The following is a 19,794-nucleotide window of genomic DNA, read 5'->3' as shown; positions in this document are numbered from 1 at the left end:
CAGCGTCAGAACGGTGGCCGCGCCGCGGCCACCGCCACCAGCAGGAACCCGATGATCAGGTTGATGCCCACCAGCCGGCGTATCTGCGCCAGGCTGGTACCCGCCGTGGCCCAGTCCTGGGCCTGGACCGCCGTATTGAAGGTCGGCAACTGCAGCAGGGTGATGCGAATGAACAACGCCACCATCACCAGGTACAGGCCCATCATCACCTGCACGTAGCGCGGCGCGGTCTCGAACCCGCTGAAGCTGATCTGGATCATGGCGATGCCACTTATCGGAAGAATCAGCACGGCCAGCCAGACCCAGAGAAAAAAGCGTCGGAAAACTTCCACCCACAGCTTCAGCCGCGCAGGTGCCTCCAGGGCTGTAACCGCCGCCGGGCGCAGCACCAGCCAGGCGAAGAACATGCCGCCCACCCAGATGAGTGCTGCCCAGACATGCAAGGTGTAGAGGGGGGCATATGCAGCCATGTGGATCTCCGTTCAGCGCGCGAGGGTTTAGCGGGGTATGATAGCGGCCCTTAATGAAACACTGAAAATTTATCCAGGCGTTCACGCCCCAGAATCATGATCAGCAACCAACTCAAAACCCAGATCCAGGGCGCCTACACGCGTTTCCTCGAAGCCAAGAGCCTCAAGCCTCGCTATGGCCAGCGCTTGATGATCGCCGAAGTCGCCAAGGTACTGGGCGACATCGAGTGTGACGACGAAGGGCGTCGCTCGGGCGAATGCGCCGTGGTGGCCGTCGAGGCCGGCACCGGCACCGGCAAGACCGTGGCCTACAGCCTGGCGGCGATCGCGGCTGCCAAGGAAGCGGGCAAGCGCCTGGTCATTGCCACGGCCACCGTCGCCCTGCAGGAGCAGATCGTCTACAAGGACCTGCCGGACCTGATGAAGAACAGCGGCCTGAACTTCACGTTCTCGCTGGCCAAGGGCCGTGGGCGCTACCTGTGCCTGTCCAAGCTCGACATCCTGTTGCAGGAAGGCCACGCGCAGACCGCCACCGCCCAGCTGTTCGAGGAGGAGGGCTTCCGCATCGAGGTGGACGAAGCCAGCCAGAAGCTGTTCACCAGCATGATCGAGAAGCTGGCCGGCAACAAATGGGACGGTGATCGCGACAGCTGGGCAACCGCCCTGGAAGACAAGGACTGGGCGCGCGTCACCACCGACCATAGCCAGTGCACCAGCCGCCATTGCCCCAACTTCCAGCAGTGCGCCTTCTACAAGGCCCGCGAAGGCATGGGCAAGGTCGACGTGATCGTCACCAACCACGACATGGTGCTGGCCGACCTGGCCCTGGGCGGCGGCGCCGTCCTGCCCGACCCGCGCGACACCATGTACGTGTTCGACGAAGGCCACCACCTGCCGGACAAGGCCATCGGCCATTTCGCCCATTACACCCGCCTGCGCTCCACCGCCGACTGGCTGGAAAGCACGGCCAAGAACCTTACCAAACTGCTGGCCCAGCACCCGCTGCCGGGTGACCTGGGCAAGTGGATCGAGCAGGTGCCGGAGCTGGCGCGCGAGATCAAGACCCACCAGCAGTTCATGTTCAGTGCCTGCGAGCAACTGGCCGATTTCCGCGCCGGCGAGGACATGGAAGGCCGCGAACGCCCACGCCATCGCTTCGTCGGCGGCGTGGTGCCCGAGCACATGCGTGAAATGGGCATCGAGCTGAAGAAGGGCTTTGCCCGTCTCAATGACCTGTTCACCCGCCTGGCCGACTTGCTCAAGGAAGGCATGGACGCCGAGAAGAGTATCGGCATCCCCAGCCACCAGGCCGAGGAATGGTATCCGCTGTTCGGCAGCCTGCAGTCCCGCGCCCAGGGCAACTGGGAGCTGTGGACCGCTTTCACCGCCGAGGACCCGGAAGACAGCCCGCCCATGGCGCGCTGGTTGACCCTGGCCGAGGCCGGCGCCATGTTCGACATCGAGGTCAACGCCAGCCCCATCCTGGCCGCCGAGATGCTGCGGCGCAACCTGTGGAACGTCGCCCATGGTGCGGTGGTGACCTCGGCCACCCTGACTGCGCTGGGCAAGTTCGACCGTTTCCGCATGCGCTCGGGCCTGCCCAAGACGGCTGTTACCGCCGTAGTGCCCAGCCCGTTCCACCACGCGGATGCTGGTTTGCTGCGCGTGCCAGACCTGCGCGCCGACCCGCGCGACGCCACGGCGCACACCGCGGCCATCATTCGCGACCTGCCCGGCCTGGTGGAAGGCTCGCGCGGCACCCTGGTGCTGTTCTCCTCGCGCCGGCAGATGCAGGACGTGTTCGACGGCCTGGACCGCGACTGGCGCAAGCAGGTGTTCATCCAGGGCAACCTGTCCAAGCAGGAAACCTTGAACAAGCACAAGGCGCGCGTCGATGGCGGCGATTCCAGCGTGCTGTTCGGCCTGGCCAGCTTCGCCGAAGGTGTCGACTTGCCGGGTGCCTACTGCGAGCACGTGGTCATCGCCAAGATCCCCTTCGCCGTGCCGGACGACCCGGTGGAAGCGGCCCTGGCCGAGTGGATCGAAGCGCGGGGCGGCAATCCGTTCATGGAAATCGCCGTGCCCGACGCGTCCCTGAAGCTGATCCAGGCCTGTGGCCGGTTGCTGCGCACCGAACAGGACCGCGGCACCATCACCCTGCTGGACCGCCGCCTGGTCACCCAGCGCTACGGCAAGGCAATCCTCAACGCGCTGCCGCCATTCCGTCGCGAAATTTCCTGAAGCACGCAGGGTGAAAAATCCCTGCTTTGCTGTCTATAACCCTGACCGAGGCCGACACCGGCCATCAAGGAGAGCTGGAACCCCATGATTCGCCGTTCGTTACCCGCTGTATTCGCACTGCTGTGCACCACCCCGCTGTTGGCGGCCCCCGGTGCGCAGCAGACGCTGTTCAACTTCGTCCGTCCCGCCGATGTGGTACAGGTGACGGTCGCGGATGCCAGCCTGCCGCAGTACAACGCCGAACAGACGGCCGAAGGGGAGGTGTTGCGCCGGGTGACGTTCAACCCGGTGGCCGCGCCGAGCCTCACCCTCAAGCCCCAGGCCGGGGCCTGGGACTGGTCTGCCGACAGCGCCATGACCCTGCGTGCCCAGAGCGCCATGGACTGGGCGGTGACCCTGTACGTGAAAATCCAGAGCAACGACGGCAAGACCCTGACCAGCCGCATCGACCTGCCGGCCGGCCCGGCGCAGACCCTGGTCATCCCGCTGCAGGCCAATTCGGCCCTCAGCCAGGGCATGCGCGCAGGCCCGCCGATGCCGTGGATGCATGACGGTCAGCGCACCCTGCTGGCCAGCAGCCAGGGCGAGCTGACCGCCAGCCAGGTGGTGTCGGTGACCCTGTCCATGGACAAGCCGGCGGTGGCCCAGAACATCCTGCTCGAACGCTTCGGCGTGGTGGAGGGCGATGAGCTGCAGAAGGCTGCCTACGCCGACCTGGTCGACGAGTACGGGCAGTTCAACCGTGGGCGCTGGCCGGAAAAGGTCAGCAGTGACGATCAGCTCAAGGCCGCCGCCAGCCGCGAACAGCAGCAGCTCAAGGGCTGGCTGGCCGAGCGCGGCAAGGCACCGCTGGACAAGTTCGGTGGCCTGGTCCAGGGGCCGGCGTTCAACGCCAGTGGCTTCTTCCGCACCGAAAAGCGCGATGGCCGCTGGTACCTGGTGACCCCCGAAGGGCACCCGTTCTATTCCCTGGGCGTGAACGCCGTGGCCGCCGACAACGACCGCACCTACGTGCAGGGCCGTGAGTGGATGTTCACCCACCTGCCCAAGGCCGACGAGCCCGAGGCCCAGTACTACGGGCAAAGCAACAACCAGGACGGCAACGGCTCGTCCGTGGGCCGTGGGTTCGGCAGCGGTCGCTGGTTCGACTTCTATGGCGCCAACCTGCAACGCACCTATGCCACGCCGTGCACGCCAACGGCCCAGGCGCCGTGCGCGAAGCAGCCGTTCGATGCCATGCGCTGGCAGCAGCACACCCTGGACCGCCTGCAGGCCTGGGGCTTCAACACGTTGGGCAACTGGAGCGCGCCGGCGCTGGAAGGCAACCAGCGGGTGCCCTACGTGCTGCCGTTGTCGATTGTCGGCGATTACGCCAGCATCAGCACCGGCATGGACTGGTGGGGACGCATGCCTGACCCGTTCGACCCGCGTTTCGCCATGGCCACCGAGCGTGCCGTGGCCATCGCCGCCCGCGACCACCGCGACGACCCATTCCTGATTGGCTACTTCGCCGACAACGAACTGGCCTGGGCCGGCCCCGGCAACGACCCGAAATCGCGCTATGCGCTGGCCTACGGCACCCTGCGCCAGACCACCGACGTGCCGGCCAAGCGCGCGTTCCTCAAGCAGCTGCGTGACAAATACCGCAACCAGGAGGGCCTGTCCAAGGCCTGGGGCATCAGCCTGCCGGCCTGGGAACTGATGGAAGACCCCGGCTTCGAGGCGCCGCTGCCCAACCCGGAACACCCGGAGATCGAGGCCGACCTCAAGCAGTTCCAGCGCGTGTTCGCCGACACCTACTTCAAGACCATCGCCGACGCCCTGAAGTGGCATGCGCCCAACCACCTGCTGCTGGGTGGCCGCTACGCCGTGTCCAGCCCCGAGGCGGTGGACTCGTGCGCGCAGTACTGCGACGTGCTCAGCTTCAATTTCTATACGCCCAAGCCCCAGGACGGCTATGACTTCGCCCGCCTGCGCCAGTTGGACAAGCCGGTGCTGGTCTCCGAGTTCACCTTCGGCTCCCGCGACCGCGGCCCGTTCTGGCCTGGCCCCATGGAAGTGGCCAAGGAAGAGGACCGTGGCAACGCCTACGCCGGCTTCCTCAAGGCGGCCTTGCAGGAACCGACGATCGTCGGCGTGCACTGGTTCCAGTACCTCGACCAGCCCGTGACGGGCCGCCTGCTGGACGGCGAGAACGGCCACTTCGGCCTGGTGGGCATCACCGACGTGCCGTACCAGGGTTTCATCGCCGCGGTGCGCAAGAGCAACCAGGACACCCTCGACCAACTGGCCAAGACCCTGCCCGCACCAGCCCCGGCCGAGAAAGGCGACAAAGGCAGCGCAGCCCACAAATAACCTGTAGCAGCGGCGGGGCGGCCATCCGCGGGAAGGCCGCGCCCTGCGGTCCAGGCCATTTCCCTCGCAGCAGCAGTTACACGCTGTATGCAGAAAGATACCCACCAACTGACCGGCATCTGTTCACAAAAGCCCCAAGGGCTGAAACAATGCCGGCCACTTCGTTCAATGTCGTGCAGGAGTCACTGGGTGCAGATTCAGGGTCATTACGAGCTTCAATTCGAAGCGGTGCGCGAGGCGTTTTCCGCCTTGTTCGACGATCCCCAGGAGCGTGGCGCAGCGCTGTGCATCCAGGTGGGCGGGCGGACGGTCATCGACCTGTGGGCGGGCACCGCCGACAAGGACGGCCAGGAAGCCTGGCACAGCGACACCATCGCCAACCTGTTCTCCTGCACCAAGACCTTCACGGCCGTCACGGCGCTGCAACTGGTGGGCGAGGGCAAGCTCGACCTCGACCTGCCCGTGGCCCGCTACTGGCCCGAGTTCGCTGCGGCCGGCAAGGAAAACATCACCCTGCGCCAGCTGCTCTGCCACCAGGCCGGCCTGCCGGCGCTGCGCGAGCTGCTGCCGCCCGAGGCCCTGTATGACTGGCAGGTGATGGTCGATGCGCTGGCGGCCGAGGCGCCCTGGTGGACGCCGGGCACCGGCCACGGCTACGCCGCCATCACCTACGGCTGGCTGGTGGGCGAGCTGCTGCGCCGTGCCGATGGCCGCGGCCCCGGTGAGTCCATCGTCGCCCGGGTCGCCCGCCCCCTGGGACTGGACTTCCACGTCGGCCTGGCCGACTCGGAGTTCCATCGCGTCGCGCATATCGCCCGTGGCAAGGGCAACATGGGCGACGAAGCCGCCCAGCGCCTGCTGCAGGTCACCATGCGCGAGCCCACCGCCATGAGCACCCGTGCCTTCACCAACCCGCCGTCGGTACTCACCAGCACCAACAAGCCCGAGTGGCGGCGCATGCAGCAGCCAGCGGCCAATGGCCACGGCAATGCCCGCAGCCTGGCGGGCTTCTACAGCGGGCTGCTCGACGGCAGCCTGCTGGAGCCCGAACTGCTGGGCGAACTGACCCGCGAGCACAGCGTTGGCCCGGACAAGACCCTGCTGACCCCGACCCGTTTCGGCCTGGGCTGCATGCTCGACCAGCCGGCCCTGGCCAACGCCACCTTCGGCCTCGGGGCCAAGGCGTTCGGCCATCCTGGCGCCGGTGGCTCGGTTGGTTTTGCCGATCCCGAGCACGACGTGGCCTTCGGTTTCGTCACCAACACGCTGGGCCCGTACATCCTGATGGACCCGCGCGCACAAAAGCTGGTGCGGGTACTTGCCACTTGTCTATAAACTGCGCGAATCGACCGACGGGCAGTTGCAAGCGGTCGATTCATCTAATATCAAATCAACGGTTTAAACGGGTTTTCTAACCCGCTTTGTATCAACCTCATCCTTGTGGAAAGCTTATGTACTCCAATAAATCCATCGCGTTTGCCCTGTGCCTGGCCGTGACCGGTTGCGCCCAGACTCCACAGAACAGCACGGCAGACAACAGCGGCTTCCGCTGGTGGCCGTTCGGTGCTGCGGACCACGCGGCCGACAAGAACGTGGCCGGCGCGATCAACGACAAAGTTGCCAAGGATGAAGCCAAGTCTGCAGCCGCCCCTGTAGTTGCCCCTGCCGTTGCTGCCGCGCCTGCCGACACCGGCAAGCACTGGTACTGGCCGTTCGGCGGCAGCAGCGATGCCGCCAAGCCAGCCGCCCCGGCTGTTGCCGTGGTGCCCAAGATCGACACCAAGATGACCCAGGCGTGGCTCGACAGCTACGAGCCGAAAGTGCGTGAAGCGGTCAAGGGCAGCAACTTCCAGGTCGAGCGCCGCGAAGACGTGCTGGTGGTCATCGCCCCGATCGACAGCAGCTTCAACCCGCGCCGTCCCGAACTGCTGCTGCCTATCACCCTGAGCCCCATCACCAACATCGCCAAGGCCGTCGAGAACGACCCCAAGACCGCCGTGCTGGTCCTGGGCCACGCTGACGCGAGCGGCGCCGCCGACGTGCAGGAAATCAGCCAGAAGCGTGCGGGTTCCGTGGCTGCCATCTTCCACCTGAGCGGCCTGGACCGTAAGCGCCTGGCCATGCGTGGCATGGGCTCGCTGATGCCACGTGCCGCCAACGACAGCGCTCAGGGCCGTGCCCTGAACCGCCGTGTCGAAATCCTGCTGACACCGCAGGAAACCATGGTGGCCCTGGTTGCCAAGTACAACTCGCCAACGCCGCCAGTGGCCGAAATGGTCGCCACCCAGGACGTCAAGCCAGTGGTAGCACCGGCGCCGGCCAGCAAGAAAGCCGCGGCCAAGAAAGCCACCGCGAAGAAGGCCCCGGCCAAACCCGCGGCCAAGAAGAAAGTGACCCCTGCCAAGGCGGCAGCGCCGGCCAAGAAAAAGGCTGACGCGGTAGCCCAGACCCAGAACTGATAGTCCAGGAAGCGCGCAATGACCCAGGCACTCGCCGACATGCGCCGTGACTACACCCGTGACGGCCTGACCGAGGCGAATGCCCCGGTCGAGCCGTTTGCGCTGTTCACGCGCTGGTTCGAAGAAGCGCTTGCCACCGAGCAAGCGCCCGTGGAGGCCAACGCCATGACGTTGGCCACCGTCGATGCACAGGGCCGGCCACACTGCCGCGTGCTGTTGCTCAAGGCCCTGGACCCCCAGGGGTTTACCTTCTTCACCAACTACGAAAGCGACAAGGGCCGGCAGCTGGACGCCAACCCCTTTGCCGCCATGACGTTCTTCTGGCCCACCCTGGAGCGCCAGGTGCGCATCGAAGGGCGGGTGAGCAAGGTCAGCCATGACGAGTCCGACGCCTACTTCCAGGTGCGCCCGCTGGGCAGCCGCCTGGGTGCCTGGGCCTCGCCGCAGAGCCGAGTGATCGCCGACCGCGCTGAACTCGAGGGCCTGCTCAAGGCCACCGAGCAGCGCTTCAGCGACACCCAGCCCCACTGTCCCGAGCACTGGGGCGGCTTCCGCCTTGTGCCCGAGCGCATCGAGTTCTGGCAGGGGCGCTCCAGCCGCCTGCACGATCGGCTCAACTACCGCCTGGTGGACCAGGCCTGGCAGCGCGAGCGCCTGGCCCCCTGATCGGCGCGGCAGACCTTTTCCTCTCCTCAGTTGTCCAGACGATGTGGCATGATTGCACGCAAGCGTGCCATTTCGTCGGCCCTCCAAAGCCCGCCAGAACGGCTGTACTTCAGCTGAATGGACGCAATTTATTACAGCTGGCGTCGTGACACCCTGCGACGGCCAGCGTTTAATGGGCACCTACGCCCCACGGAGAATTTTCATGCGTAAATCCGCACTGCTTCTTGCCTGCTTCACGACTTCGTCCCTGTTCCTGGGTGGTTGCGTCTCCAACCTGCAGGGCGACACCTACTCGCGTGATGAAGCACGTCGTGTGCAAACCGTGCGCATGGGCACCATCGAGTCCCTGCGCCCGGTGAAAATCGAAGGCACCAAGACCCCGATCGGCGCTGGCGCCGGCGCCGTGGTCGGCGGCGTGGCCGGTAGCGCCATCGGTGGCGGCCGTGGCAGCATCATCACTGCCGTGATCGGCGCCGTGGCCGGTGGCCTGGTAGGCTCCGCTGCCGAAGAAGGCATGACCCGCGCCCAGGGCGTGGAAATCACCGTGCGCGAAGACGACGGCAGCATGCGTGCCTACGTGCAGCAGGTGCAGGAAAACGAGATCTTCCGCGTCGGCGAGCGTGTGCGCATCATGACCGTGGACGGTACCAGCCGCGTTTCGCACTGATACCCGCACGCAGCACACGAAAAACCCGGCCTAGGCCGGGTTTTTTTGTGCCGCATGGCCAGGTCAGGCTTTGCGGCTGGCCATCGCCGTCACCGCATAACCGATGAACGCCGCCAGGATCGAACCCGTCAGGATGCCCATGCGGTCCTCGCCGGCGAACGGGCTTTGCCCCGGCACGTAGGCCAACGAGCCGACGAACAGGCTCATGGTAAAGCCGATGCCGCACAGTATCGACACCCCCAGCAGCTGCCTCCAGCTGGCGCCTTCGGGCAGTGCCGCCAGGCCTGCCTTGATCGCCAGCCAGGTCAGGCCGAACACGCCCAGGGTCTTGCCCACCAGCAAGCCGGTGGCGATGCCCAACGGCACGTGGTGGGTGAAGCTTTCCAGGGTCACGCCCGCCAGTGGCACGCCGGCGTTGGCGAAGGCAAACAGCGGCAGGATGGCGTAGGCCACCCAGGGGTGCAGGGCATGCTCCAGGCTGCGCGACGGCGATGGCTCGGCGTTGCGGGTGCGCAAGGGAATGCAGAAGGCCAGGGTGACGCCCGCCAGGGTCGCGTGCACGCCGCTCTTGAGCACGCACACCCAAAGGATGGCGCCCACCACCAAGTAGGGCGCCAGCTTCACCACCCCCAGGCGGTTCATGGCGATCAGGGCCAGCAGGCAAGCGCCCGCCAGCATCAGCGCCAGGCTGGAGATGGCCCCCGAATAGAACAGGGCGATGACCACGATGGCGCCCAGGTCGTCGATGATCGCCAGGGTCATGAGGAACAGCTTCAACGACACCGGCACGCGCTTGCCCAGCAGGGCCAGCACGCCCAGGGCGAAGGCAATGTCGGTGGCCATGGGAATGGCCCAGCCACTGAGGGCGGCGGGGTTGTCCTTGTTCAGGGCCCAGAAGATCAGCGCCGGCACCACCATGCCGCCAATGGCTGCGGCGCCCGGCAGGGCTACCTGCGAGACGCTGGACAGCTGGCCCTCCAGCACTTCGCGTTTCACCTCCAGGCCAATGATCAGGAAAAACAGCGCCATCAGCCCGTCGTTGATCCACAGCAGCAGCGGCTTGGCGATTTGCAAGGCGCCAACCTGGGCCACTACCGGCGTGTCGAGGAAACTGTTGTACAGGCCGGAAAGCGGCGAATTGTTGATGATCAGCGCCAGCACGGCGGCCGCGATCAGCAGCAGGCCGCTGGCCGCTTCCAACTGAAAGAAACGTGTCAAAGTACTACGCAGAGGCACGGTCGCGCTCCATCCTGGTGTTCGAAGGGGGACACCCTAACCCGTACCGGCAGTTGTTAAAACAAAAGTTATATTCGTTTTTGTTATAACAAAAATGGCAGGCAAGGCAGGGTAGTGGACCCTAACAGCGAAGGACGCCAGGGGAGATAGGACGTGTCTGATTCGGATGTAGGACATTTCCCGTAGCAGCTGCCGCAGGCTGCGTCTTGAGCACCCAAGTGCTTCGGACGCCGCCTTCGGCAGCTGCTACAGGGGTTATCAGGCGTCGATGCCCAGCATGCTACGGGCTACGGCTTCGGCGATGCGGATGCCGTCCACGCCGGCGGACAGGATGCCACCGGCGTAACCAGCGCCTTCGCCGGCCGGGAACAGGCCCTTGACGTTGAGGCTCTGGAAGCTGGCATCACGGGTGATGCGCAGCGGCGACGAGGTGCGGGTCTCGATGCCGGTGAGGATCGCGTCCGGGCGGGCGAAGCCGCGGATCTGCTTGTCGAAGGCCGGCAGTGCTTCGCGGATCGCCTCGATGGCGAAGGCCGGCAGCGACAGCGCCAGGTCGCCCAGGGACACGCCCGGTTTGTAGGAAGGTTCCACGTCACCCAAGGCCGTGGACGGCGTGTTGGCGATGAAATCGCCCACCAGTTGCGCCGGCGCCTGGTAGTTGCTGCCACCCAGCAGGTAGGCGGTGGACTCCAGCTTTTCCTGCAGCTCGATGCCGGCCAGCGGGCCACCCGGGTAGTCGACCTCAGGGGTGATGCCAACGACGATGCCCGAGTTGGCATTGCGCTCGTTACGCGAGTACTGGCTCATGCCGTTGGTGACCACCCGGCCTGGCTCGGAAGTGGCGGCTACCACGGTGCCGCCCGGGCACATGCAGAAGCTGTACACCGAGCGGCCGTTTTTGGCGTGGTGCACCAGCTTGTAGTCGGCAGCGCCCAGCTTCGGGTGGCCGGCGTACTTGCCCAGGCGCGCCTGGTCGATCAGGCCTTGTGGGTGCTCGATGCGGAAGCCGATGGAGAACGGCTTGGCTTCCATGAACACGCCGCGGGCGTGCAGCATGCGGAAGGTGTCGCGGGCGCTGTGGCCCAGGGCCATGACCACATGGCGGGACATCAACTGTTCGCCATTCTCCAGCACCACGCCTTGCAGTTGTTCATTGTCGATCAGCAGGTCGGTGACCTTGTGCTCGAAACGAATCTCGCCGCCCAGGGCCTCGATCTCCTTGCGCATGGTCTCGACCATGCCGGTGAGACGGAAGGTGCCGATGTGCGGCTTGCTGACGTAGAGGATCTCTTCCGGCGCGCCGGATTTGACGAACTCGTGCAGCACTTTGCGGCCGTGGTGCAGCGGGTCCTTGATCTGGCTGTACAGCTTGCCGTCGGAGAAGGTGCCTGCGCCGCCTTCGCCGAACTGCACGTTGGACTCGGGATTGAGCACGCTTTTACGCCACAGGCCCCAGGTGTCCTTGGTGCGCTGGCGCACTTCCTTGCCACGCTCCAGCACGATCGGCTTGAAGCCCATCTGCGCCAGCAGCAGGGCGGCGAAGATGCCGCACGGGCCGAAGCCGACCACCAGTGGGCGCTCTTCCAGGCCTTCGGGGGCATGGCCCACCACCTTGTAGCTGACGTCCGGCGCCGGGCCGACGTTGCGGTCCTCGGCGAAGCGCGCCAGCACGGCGGCTTCGTCGCGCACGTTGAGGTCGATGGTGTAGATGAATTGCAGCTCGCTGTTCTTCTTGCGCGCGTCGTAGCTGCGCTTGAACAGGGTGAAGTCCAGCAGATCGGCGTCGGCGATCCCCAGGCGCTGCACGATGGCCGGGCGCAGGGCCTCGTCGGCGTGGTCCAGGGGCAGTTTGAGTTCGGTGATTCGTAACATGACAGGGTCCAATATCCGGGCCACAGGGTTGACCCGGCAGCTTTGCACTAACCGGCCATTATAAGCGTTCGGAGGCGGTTGCCGTCAGGTTTTAACTGCCCGACGGCAGATCTTCAGTCGTTGCGGGCGCCACCGAAGTAGGCGCAGCCCCGGTATGGCTGGTCATTGACGCGCAATTCGGCGCTCATCTGCATCACCCCGCCGGTGGTCGGGTCTACGCAGCGCTGGGGGGCCACCCACAATTCCACCTTCAGGCCGTTGGCCTCGGTACTCAGGCTCAGGCGGCCGTCGGGCAGGGTTTCCTCGACGAAGGGCACGGCCAGCGGTGGCTGGTCGGCGCGGCTCAGTTCCAGGCCCTTGCCGCTGGCGCGCAGCTCCCACTTCGACGGCTCGGTGCCGGCGGCGCGAAGGGTCAGCAGCTTGAAGTTGGGGTCGTTGCAGGCGGTGGTGGAGCGTTCCAGGCGGTAGAACTGGCGCAGGTCGATGGTGCCGTCCAGGCCACCGGTCTTGCTGGCCTCGAAGCGCCCGCGCACGTCGGCGTAGACCTGCCCGGACTTGCCGACGATGCCGGCGGCTTCCTGCAGCACGCCGGTATTGCCGACATCGGTGACGGTGTAGTGGCGCTGTTCGCCGCAGGGCTGGAACAGCAAGTGGCCGTTATTGCCCATCAGCACGCCCTGCATGCGCGTGAGGTCGGCGTGGGAAGGCTGGCTGGGCGCGGAGGCGAACAGCTGGCAACCGGCGAACAGCGGTAGCAGGGCAAAACACAGCAGATTACGGGCAACGCGCATCGGGGGCCTCCTGGTCAGTGGGGCGCACCCTAGCACAGCAGAAGTGAAAATTCTGCGGCCCGCTAGCCGACGATAAACACCTGGCCGGTCTGCAGGCCTTCCACGCTCTTGGCGTAGGCCAGTGCCACCTCGGCGGCGGGCACCGGCTTGTAGCCGCGGAAGTAAGGCGCGTAGCTGCCCATGGCTTCCACCAGCACCGTAGGGCTGACGGCGTTGATGCGCAGGCCGCGAGGCAGTTCGATGGCTGCGGCGCGAACGAAGGCGTCCAGCGCGCCGTTGACCATGGCCGCCGAAGCGCCGCTGCGGATCGGGTCGCGGTTGAGAATGCCCGAGGTCAGGGTGAACGAGGCGCCGTCGTTGGCGAACTCGCGGCCGATCAACAGCAGGTTTACCTGCCCCATCAGCTTGTTGTGCAGGCCGAGGCTGAAATCGCTGTCGGTCATTTCCCCCAGTGGCTTGAAGGTGACGCTGCCTACGGCGCTGACCAGGGCATCGAAACGCCCGGTCTGCTCGAACAGCGCGCGGATGGAAGCCGGGTCGCTGATGTCCACCTGGAAGTCACCGCTGGTGCGGCCCACGCGAACGACCTCGTGGCGCTGGGCAAGCTCGCTGGCGATGGCGGAACCGACGGTGCCGCTGGCACCCAGCAACAGAATCTTCATGGCTGAATCCTCGTGGGGAGAGTGTGCGACCAGTGTAGGCATTTGCTTTTCGCGGATAATCCCTCTAATAGGCAACCTTTGGTTTTCGTGTGGAAACAATCCATGAGTGAACTTGATGACCTGGCGGCCTTCGCCATGCTGGTCGAGGCGGGCACCTTTACCCGGGCCGCCGAGCAGCTGGGCTGGAGCAAGGGGCAGCTGTCCAAGCGCATCAGCGCCCTGGAGGCCGGCCACGGCGTGCAACTGCTGCACCGCAGCACCCGGCGTTTGAGCCTTACAGCGGCGGGCGCGGCGCTGTTGCCGGAGGCGCAGGCCCTTGTGGCGCAGATGCAGCGCGCCCATCGGGCTTTGGCGCAGCTGAAGGACGAGCTGGCCGGGCCCGTGCGGCTGACGGTGCCGGTGTCCCTGGGCGAGACTTTTTTCGAAGGGTTGCTGCTGGCGCTGGGCCGCGATTACCCGCAGATCAGCCTGGAGTTGGACCTGAGCAACGCCTACCGCGACCTGGCCCGCGAGGGCTTTGACCTGGCGGTGCGCGAGAGCGTGGCCAGCGACGAGCGCCTGGTGGCGCGGCCGCTGTTGACCATGCAGGAGATTACCTGCGCCAGCCCGGCCTACCTGGCTGCGCGGCCGGCCCCGCAAACCCCGCAGGACCTGGCCGCGCACGCCTGCCTGCTCAACAGCCACTACAGTGGACGGGAGGAGTGGCGCTACCACCTGCAGCATGAGCTGATCCGCGTGGCCGTGGCCGGGCCGTTCGCCAGCAACCATTACAGCCTGCTGAAGAAAGCTGCGCTGGCGGGGGCCGGGGTGGCCAGGTTGCCGTCATACATGCTGCACGAGGACCTGGCAGAGGGCAGGTTGGTGTGGCTGCTGCGTGAGTACCAGACCTCCAGCGCGCCTTTTTTCCTGGTGCATCCTTACCAGGGTGGCTTGCCACGCCGGGTGCAGGTGGTGGCGGATTACCTGGCGGCCTGGTCGACGCAGTAGGCGGTGGCTGTAATTGTCCTTGTGGGAGCTGGCTTGCCAGGGTGTGAACCGGATACATCCTTTACGTTTTAAACCGGAGACATCGTTTACAGGTTATTAACCATGGTCAGGAGGTCCTGACCATGCCCTGGAATCGAGAATCCGTGATGGATCAAAAAATCACTCTGGTTGCCGAATGGCATTCCGGCCTTTACTCAAAAACCCAGCTTGCCGCTCGCCATGGCTTGTCACGGCCGACATTGGACAAGTGGCTTGCTCGTTACGCCGAGCAGGGTGTCGACGGCCTCAAGGAGGCTTCTCGGCGCCCCTCTTCCTGTCCCGCGCAGACCAGCGACCACCTCCTTCAACTTCTTCTTGAACAGAAGCGCCAGCATCCAACGTGGGGCCCTAAAAAGCTGGTTGCCCTGCTTCAGCGTGAGCATCCTGAAATGACGGTGCCGGCGCCTAGTACAGCTGGGGAGTGGCTGAGGAAATTTGGCTTGGTGAAGGCCAGGCGGCAGTTCAACAGGCCTTCCACAGGCCCCAAGACCATGCGGCCAGCAGACGAGCCGAATCAGACCTGGGCAGCGGACTTCAAGGGCAGCTTCAAGCTCAAAGGCGGGCAGCGCTGCCATCCCCTGACGATCACTGACCATGCCAGCCGCTTTTTGCTGTTATGCAAGGCCCAGCCTGACGTCAGCAATGCACGTGAAGGCTTTGAGTGGGCGTTTCACGAATTCGGCTTGCCTGATGTTATTCGCACCGACAATGGGTCGCCGTTTGCCTCGACAGGCTTTTCTCGCCTTTCGTCGCTGTCAGTCTGGTGGATTCGTCTTGGTATTTTTCCAGAGCTCATACAGCTTGGAAGGCCTGATCAAAATGGGCGCCATGAGCGTATGCACCGTACCCTGAAAGATGACCTTTTGTGCGCTCCTGAAACCACATTGATCCAGCAGCAACTGGCCTTTGAGCGTTTCCGGGAAGAGTTCAACTACGTCAGGCCGCACGAAGCACTGGACATGATGACTCCTGCCCGAATCTACACACCCTCGGTTAGGCAATACCATGGCAAGGTTCCTGCGTTCGACTACTCGTCGGAGGATGTCGTCAGACGGGTGCGATTGAACGGGCACATAAAATGGAAGGGGAAATCGCTATTCCTGAGCGAGGCCTTGATCGGGGAAGCGGTTGGGATGCGGGAAGTTGATGATGAGGTGTGGGATCTGTATCTGTGCAATCATCGTTTAGGCAGGCTTGAGCGCGGTGCAAAGCGCTTCTCAAGCCTGTAAAGATGTAAACGATGTCTCCGGTTTATTTTGTAAAGGATGTCCCGCTCGCACCCAGCGAGCTTTTGGGGCCTCAACAGCTCGCTGGCAAGCCAGCTCCCACAAGTTGGTTGTGCGCACAAAAAAGCCTCCACAAGGGAGGCTTTTTTAACGGTGGGGCAGGGCCTTAGTTGGCCTTGGCCACCGGTGGCTTGCCTTGCAGCTTCTCGATGGCGTCGATCAGGCGCTTGGCCAGCGCCGGGTAATCTTCATCGAAGTGGTGGCCGCCAGGCAGCTTGAGGGTCTCGCCGGTGTAGGTCTTGTTGTCGGTGCAGCCGGTTTCATCGGCCTCCTCGACACCGTACACGCACAGAATCTTGTTCTGCGGCATCTTGGCGATTTCCGGCCCGGTCGGTGCTTCCTTGCCGGCGTTGCCCAGCCAACCCTCGACCTCGATCTCGAAGCTGCCGCTGCGGGCGAAGGCCAGCAGCAGCACGCCGTCGATGCGCTTCTGGTCATCGGCCGGCAGGCGGTTGTAGGTCGCAGGCAGCACGTCGGCGCCGAACGAATAACCGGCCAGGATGAAGCGCTTGGTGCCCCACTTCTGGCGGTAGTGCAGCATCAGCGCGGACAGGTCCTCGGCGCTTTGCTCAGGCGTCTTGTGCTGCCAGTAGTAGCGCAGCATGTCGATGCCCACCACCGGGTAGCCCATCTTCGCCATCTCGCCCGCAACGTCGCGGTCCAGGTCGCGCCAGCCGCCGTCGCCGGACAGGAACAGGGTCACGGTGTCGGTGGCCTGGCCAGCCGGCACTTCCACCACGGGCATGCTCAGGGCGTCCTTGTTGTCACCCACCAGCAGCTTGGTCAGCTCGTTCTTGAGCACCTGCGGCAGGTGCACGTCGTAGTCGCTGATGCTGGTCTCGGCGTTGGGGGTGTCGCGCACGAACGAGGCGCTGGCGTCGTCCGGGTTGTCGTTCCAGGCGACGATCCAGTGGCCGTGGTCGGCCTTCTTCGGCAGCGGGGTGGCACAGCCAGGCTGTTCCAGGCTGAAGCCCACCGACACGGCGGTGGCCTTGTCGTCGGTCTGTTTGGCCAGCCACGACCAGGCTTCGGCCGCGCCGGAGCCAATGCCGCCGAACACGGTCACCGGGCCGTCCAGGTGCTGGGCGGCGGCCTTGATGTCGTTTTCCTGCTCGTCGCAGTCGGACTTGGCCAACAGTACCTGCACCAACTGCGCCGAGCCGTCCTTGCTGAGGTCGGTCAGTTGCTTGTCGGTCAGCGCCTGTTCGGCCGGCACCGACAGCACGACCCGGGCCTTGATGTGGCTGCCGGGGGTGACCAGGGTCACGGTGTTGCCGTCGTCCAGCTTCACCTGTTCTAGAAGGGGCGCGGGGGCGGGGCGGTTCATGTACCAGTAGACCGCCGCGGCGCCAGCGATCACTACCACCACGACCGCCAGCCCTTTACGCCAGTTGCGTCGAATCATCAGCGTTTCACCAATCCTGTCAGGCCGCCCGCGATAAGGGCGGCGGTATCGGCCAGTGCCACCAGCGGATCGAGTCCTGCGGGCACGGCCATGTAACGGGGTTCCCAGTCGGGCTGGAATTTATCCTTGAAGCGCCGCAGGCCCTGGAAGTTGTAGAGCTGCTCGCCACGGCGGAACACCATCGAACCCAGGCGCTGGGTCAGCGGTGCGCCGCGACGTGGTTGCAGGCCCGACAACGGCACCATGCCCAGGCTGAAGCGCGCGTAACCATGACTCTTATAATGTTGAATCAGGCCGACCATCATGAACTCCATGGTCAGCTTTGGTGCCTCGGGGTGTGCGCGCATCAGGTCGAGACTGGCCAGCTCATGGCTGTGGGTCTCGAGCAGGTTGGCGAACGCCACGGGGCGTCCCTCGAAATGAATGATTGCAATACGAAAATGCTGCAGGTACTCCGGGCTGAAACGACCCAGGGAGAAGCCTTTTTCCCGCACGTTCTTGCCGGTCAGCCAGGCATCGGAAATCACCTTCAGCTCGTCCAGTGGCGCCTGGCCCGGTTCGTGGATCTCCAGCGACAGGCCGTCGCGGGTACCGCGGTTCCAGGTGTAGCGCAGGTCCTTCATCTCCTTGCCCTTGGCTTCCAGGTCGAAGCGTTCCAGGTCCACCCGGGCTTCCTCGCCCAGCTTGATCGCAGTCAGGCCGATGTCCATGTAGAACGGCAGGTTCTCGGCACGCACCTGGTAAAACACCGGGCGGGCATGATGGAAATCGCACAGGTCACGGAACTGCCAGATCATTTCCGCCCGTTGCTGGGTCGAGCCAATGGGGTCGTACAGCGCCACCAGGCTCCGCCCGCGGCGGGCGTACATCATGAAGGCGTTATCGTTGGGGTGGAAGAGCAGGGCCTTGTCACCCGTCAGCGCCAGGCCACCGTCCGGCTGATCGGAGGTCATCAGGATCTTCGCCGCCTTGTGCAGTTCCTCACTGTCGGGCAGGTGGATCACCGGCCGCGCAGTGCGCAGCAGCCAGGTCAGGGCGACGATCACCAGCAGCACGGCGCTGCCCAGGGCCGAACGCAGGCCACGGGGTGCGTCAGCGTCGAGGGTGAACTGCCACCACAGTTGATGTTTGTACGGAATGTCCTGGTAGGCGAACAGCAGCAGCCAGATCGAGGCACCCACGACGCAGGCGCTGGCCATCAGGTAGAACGGCGAGAACGGCAGCTCCAGCAGGCGGCTGGGGCGGTAGAACGAGCGGCGGAAGATCGCCAGCAGGCCCGCCGTGAAGATCAGCAGGCTGGCTTCCTCCCAGTCAAAGCCCTTGAGCAGCGACAGCAGCGCGCCCACCAGCAGCAGGGTGGTGGTCAGCATCCACGCGGCGGACAGGCGCCGGCGCAGGCCCTGGGCCAGCAGCAGGCACAGCACGCCGATCAGGCTGGCGCCGAAGTGCGAGGCGTCGATCAGGCGGTGGGGGATCAGGAAGCCCAGGTGCTCCAGGCGCGTATCGATTTCCGGGGTGGCGCCCGAGAACAGCAGCACCACGCCGGACAGGAACACCAGCAGCGCCAGGATCGGCGCCGCCATGCCCGAGGCCACGCGAATGGCCTGCTGGGCGAAGAAGAAGCGCTTGGCTTCGGTGGCCAGCAGCACGATACAGGCCAGCAGCAGCGGCAGCATCACGTAGATGAGGCGGTACAGCAGCAGGGCGGCGGCCAGGGGCGCGGCGCCCAGTTCGTTGGTGAACGCGGCCAGCAGGATGGCCTCGAACACGCCGACCCCGCCCGGCACGTGGCTGAGCACGCCAGCCGCCAGGGCCAGCAGGTACACCAGCACGAAGGCGCCGAACGGCGGCGCTTCGGGCAACAGCAGGTACAGCACGGTAGCGGCCAGCAACACGTCGAGGGCGGTGATCACCAGTTGCAGCAGGGTCAGGCGCACGCCCGGCAGGCGCAGGGTGCGACGGCCGACCTTGACCAGCAGGTTGTCCGCAATCGGTTGCTCGCCCAGGCGGCGGCGATAGATGCCGGCGGCCAGCAGCAGGGTCAGGGCAATCACGGCACCCGCGATGGCGCCCAGCACGCCGGGGGCGATGTGCAAGGCGGCGGATGCGGCCGGCAGATTGCTGAGGGTGGCCAGGGCAGCCAGGGGCGGCAGGGCGCAGCCCAGCGACAGGCTGGCGAACAGGGTCATGCGCGCCACTTCGGCGGCGCCGATGCCGTGGCGGGCGTACAGGCGGTAACGCACCGAGCCACCGGACAGCAGCGACAGGCCGATGGCATTGCCAATGGCGAACGCGGTGAAGCCGCCCAGCACCAGGGTACGGCGTGGCAGGGTCACGGCAGCGTAGCGGCTGGCCGACCATTCATAGCCCAGCAGCACGACGAAACCGGCGGCGGCGGCAGCCAATGCACCGAACAGGGAAGCCTTGGGCGTGCTCAGTACCGAATCATGCAGGGCATAGATGTCGAGTTCCGCCAGCAGGTGGCGGCAGGCGATCAGGGCGATACCGAACAGCAACAGGGTCACGACCAGGCCGATGGGTTGGCGGTACTTGCTCAGCAGTTCCAGCCAGCGCATTTTGCTTGGGTTCAACGGATGTGGGGCAGTCACGGTTTCAGGCAGTTCTGGCGAGTCGGGGCGCATCAATCACCTCGTGGAT

At 65.2% G+C, this 19,794-nt stretch carries 15 protein-coding genes; 8 read left to right on the top strand and 7 right to left on the bottom strand.

Annotation, left to right across the window (positions count from 1 at the left end):
- Positions 1-5: 5 nt before the first annotated feature.
- The gene (locus AC0J42_RS24015; protein ID WP_473004171.1) at positions 6-470 is read right to left on the bottom strand and encodes a CopD family protein; all 465 of its coding nucleotides are present in this window, start codon (positions 468-470) and stop codon (positions 6-8) included.
- A 96-nt stretch (positions 471-566) separates the two neighbouring features.
- Between AC0J42_RS24015 and dinG the strand changes: the two genes are divergently transcribed.
- From dinG to AC0J42_RS23985, 6 genes are all read left to right on the top strand, one after another.
- Positions 567-2,711, top strand: coding sequence for an ATP-dependent DNA helicase DinG (gene dinG / locus AC0J42_RS24010; RefSeq protein WP_473004170.1), 2,145 nt, complete (start codon positions 567-569; stop codon positions 2,709-2,711).
- A gap of 84 nt (positions 2,712-2,795) precedes the next feature.
- Positions 2,796-5,066: a beta-agarase gene (locus tag AC0J42_RS24005; protein WP_473004167.1), complete on the top strand. Its 2,271-nt coding sequence runs from the start codon at positions 2,796-2,798 to the stop codon at positions 5,064-5,066.
- 189 nt (positions 5,067-5,255) lie between these two features.
- The gene (locus AC0J42_RS24000; protein WP_473004165.1) at positions 5,256-6,401 is read left to right on the top strand and encodes a serine hydrolase domain-containing protein; all 1,146 of its coding nucleotides are present in this window, start codon (positions 5,256-5,258) and stop codon (positions 6,399-6,401) included.
- A 116-nt stretch (positions 6,402-6,517) separates the two neighbouring features.
- On the top strand, positions 6,518-7,525 hold the full coding sequence (locus AC0J42_RS23995; protein WP_416426321.1) for an OmpA family protein: 1,008 nt from the start codon (positions 6,518-6,520) through the stop codon (positions 7,523-7,525).
- Positions 7,526-7,543: 18 nt separating this feature from the next.
- Positions 7,544-8,191: a pyridoxamine 5'-phosphate oxidase gene (pdxH, locus tag AC0J42_RS23990; RefSeq protein WP_473004163.1), complete on the top strand. Its 648-nt coding sequence runs from the start codon at positions 7,544-7,546 to the stop codon at positions 8,189-8,191.
- A gap of 202 nt (positions 8,192-8,393) precedes the next feature.
- Complete coding sequence (locus AC0J42_RS23985) at positions 8,394-8,858, top strand: outer membrane lipoprotein (RefSeq protein WP_416426319.1); 465 nt, start codon at positions 8,394-8,396, stop codon at positions 8,856-8,858.
- A gap of 63 nt (positions 8,859-8,921) precedes the next feature.
- Here AC0J42_RS23985 and nhaA read toward each other — a convergent pair whose 3' ends face one another.
- The 4 genes from nhaA to AC0J42_RS23965 all read right to left on the bottom strand — a co-directional run bounded on the left by nhaA (position 8,922) and on the right by AC0J42_RS23965 (position 13,419).
- Positions 8,922-10,094, bottom strand: a complete 1,173-nt coding sequence (nhaA, locus tag AC0J42_RS23980) for a Na+/H+ antiporter NhaA (protein WP_473004160.1) — start codon at positions 10,092-10,094, stop codon at positions 8,922-8,924.
- 258 nt (positions 10,095-10,352) lie between these two features.
- Positions 10,353-11,966: an NAD(P)/FAD-dependent oxidoreductase gene (locus tag AC0J42_RS23975; protein ID WP_473004158.1), complete on the bottom strand. Its 1,614-nt coding sequence runs from the start codon at positions 11,964-11,966 to the stop codon at positions 10,353-10,355.
- A gap of 113 nt (positions 11,967-12,079) precedes the next feature.
- Entirely contained in the window at positions 12,080-12,757 is a 678-nt protein-coding gene (locus AC0J42_RS23970; protein ID WP_416426316.1) for a COG3650 family protein, read from the bottom strand.
- A gap of 62 nt (positions 12,758-12,819) precedes the next feature.
- Positions 12,820-13,419: a short chain dehydrogenase gene (locus AC0J42_RS23965; protein WP_416426315.1), complete on the bottom strand. Its 600-nt coding sequence runs from the start codon at positions 13,417-13,419 to the stop codon at positions 12,820-12,822.
- A gap of 102 nt (positions 13,420-13,521) precedes the next feature.
- On the opposite strand from AC0J42_RS23965, the gene AC0J42_RS23960 reads away from it, so the two are divergent.
- The gene (locus AC0J42_RS23960; protein ID WP_473004156.1) at positions 13,522-14,406 is read left to right on the top strand and encodes a LysR family transcriptional regulator; all 885 of its coding nucleotides are present in this window, start codon (positions 13,522-13,524) and stop codon (positions 14,404-14,406) included.
- A gap of 122 nt (positions 14,407-14,528) precedes the next feature.
- Entirely contained in the window at positions 14,529-15,674 is a 1,146-nt protein-coding gene (locus AC0J42_RS23955; RefSeq protein WP_473003419.1) for an integrase core domain-containing protein, read from the top strand.
- Positions 15,675-15,837: 163 nt separating this feature from the next.
- Here the strand turns inward: AC0J42_RS23955 and AC0J42_RS23950 are convergent, their stop codons facing one another.
- Together AC0J42_RS23950 and mprF are read right to left on the bottom strand one after the other, a co-directional pair.
- The gene (locus AC0J42_RS23950; protein WP_473004154.1) at positions 15,838-17,136 is read right to left on the bottom strand and encodes a virulence factor family protein; all 1,299 of its coding nucleotides are present in this window, start codon (positions 17,134-17,136) and stop codon (positions 15,838-15,840) included.
- A complete protein-coding gene (gene mprF / locus AC0J42_RS23945) occupies positions 17,136-19,712 on the bottom strand; it encodes a bifunctional lysylphosphatidylglycerol flippase/synthetase MprF (RefSeq protein WP_416427452.1) in 2,577 nt (858 codons plus the stop codon). Before mprF ends, AC0J42_RS23950 begins: the two co-directional genes overlap by 1 nt.
- Positions 19,713-19,794: the final 82 nt, after the last annotated feature.

The sequence above is a fragment of the Pseudomonas sp. Tav-5-1A genome (assembly GCF_055755055.1).
This window is presented reverse-complemented; position numbering and strand designations above follow the sequence as displayed.

What these genes read in the sequence shown, in the direction of transcription:
- AC0J42_RS24015 (WP_473004171.1), bottom strand. Translation starts at nt 470, where the DNA reads ATGGCTGCATATGCCCCCCTCTACACCTTGCATGTCTGGGCAGCACTC.
- dinG (WP_473004170.1), top strand. Translation starts at nt 567, where the DNA reads ATGATCAGCAACCAACTCAAAACCCAGATCCAGGGCGCCTACACGCGT.
- AC0J42_RS24005 (WP_473004167.1), top strand. Translation starts at nt 2,796, where the DNA reads ATGATTCGCCGTTCGTTACCCGCTGTATTCGCACTGCTGTGCACCACC.
- AC0J42_RS23995 (WP_416426321.1), top strand. Translation starts at nt 6,518, where the DNA reads ATGTACTCCAATAAATCCATCGCGTTTGCCCTGTGCCTGGCCGTGACC.
- pdxH (WP_473004163.1), top strand. Translation starts at nt 7,544, where the DNA reads ATGACCCAGGCACTCGCCGACATGCGCCGTGACTACACCCGTGACGGC.
- AC0J42_RS23985 (WP_416426319.1), top strand. Translation starts at nt 8,394, where the DNA reads ATGCGTAAATCCGCACTGCTTCTTGCCTGCTTCACGACTTCGTCCCTG.
- AC0J42_RS23975 (WP_473004158.1), bottom strand. Translation starts at nt 11,966, where the DNA reads ATGTTACGAATCACCGAACTCAAACTGCCCCTGGACCACGCCGACGAG.
- AC0J42_RS23970 (WP_416426316.1), bottom strand. Translation starts at nt 12,757, where the DNA reads ATGCGCGTTGCCCGTAATCTGCTGTGTTTTGCCCTGCTACCGCTGTTC.
- AC0J42_RS23965 (WP_416426315.1), bottom strand. Translation starts at nt 13,419, where the DNA reads ATGAAGATTCTGTTGCTGGGTGCCAGCGGCACCGTCGGTTCCGCCATC.
- AC0J42_RS23960 (WP_473004156.1), top strand. Translation starts at nt 13,522, where the DNA reads ATGAGTGAACTTGATGACCTGGCGGCCTTCGCCATGCTGGTCGAGGCG.
- AC0J42_RS23955 (WP_473003419.1), top strand. Translation starts at nt 14,529, where the DNA reads ATGCCCTGGAATCGAGAATCCGTGATGGATCAAAAAATCACTCTGGTT.
- AC0J42_RS23950 (WP_473004154.1), bottom strand. Translation starts at nt 17,136, where the DNA reads ATGATTCGACGCAACTGGCGTAAAGGGCTGGCGGTCGTGGTGGTAGTG.
- mprF (WP_416427452.1), bottom strand. Translation starts at nt 19,712, where the DNA reads ATGCGCTGGCTGGAACTGCTGAGCAAGTACCGCCAACCCATCGGCCTG.